We start from the raw sequence: 736 nt of genomic DNA on the forward strand, positions 1-736 counted from the left end.
GTCATCCTTGCCGCCATGAACCAAATCATCCCCCGCACCGGCTTCGATATAGTCCGTGCCTTGATTGCCGTGGATGGTATTATTGCCCTCGCTGCCATACAGGTTATCATTGCCTTGTAGCCCTTGGGTAAAGGTGTTGTCACCCGCAGCGGTTATCTCGTCAGGAGCAGTGGTGCCGATGAGATTATCTAAGGGAGTGGCGTCGGCATTGGGGGAGACGGCTGGTGGCGTGAGATTGCAGAAGTCCTCGAACGTCTGAGCGATCGAGTCAGACACCATCTCGTCGTTCAGGAGGGTATTATCGGGTGCAAAGGGCACTCTCGGTGGCGCGCTGAGGGTAGGAACCGGATCGGGGGTAATATCGTTGACCGTCAAGGTAAAGCGATCGCTCACACTTTCCGTGCCATCGTCGGCGGTGACTTGAACGGTAAGGGTACCGATATCGGTGTCGGTGGGAGTGCCAGAGAAGGTGCCAGTTGCGGCATCGAAAGATAACCAGGGCGGTAATACCGACCCATCTTCTAAAGTTGCCGTGTAGGTTAACGCATCTCCATCGGCATCGGTGAAGGTGTCGGTGGAAAGGGTTAAGCTAAATGCTTCCGAGACAGTGGCAGTGGTATCGGCAATTGCATTGCTGACAACCGGCGCAGTATTGGCAGTGTCGTTGTCGGTAATATCTGCCGTGACTGCATTAATGGTGACGCCATCGTAGTTGGTATCGGTGGAGGTAGCAGTG

Annotated in this window: 1 protein-coding gene; it reads right to left on the minus strand. The window is 54.8% G+C overall.

Annotated elements, in window-relative coordinates:
* Positions 1–736: putative Ig domain-containing protein (locus LKK83_RS28945; RefSeq protein WP_324634931.1), on the minus strand; the 736-nt coding region annotated here is incomplete at both ends.

The organism is Phormidium sp. CCY1219, from assembly GCF_035615515.1.
In the GTDB taxonomy this organism is placed as follows: Bacteria; Cyanobacteriota; Cyanobacteriia; order Cyanobacteriales; family Laspinemataceae; genus CCY1219.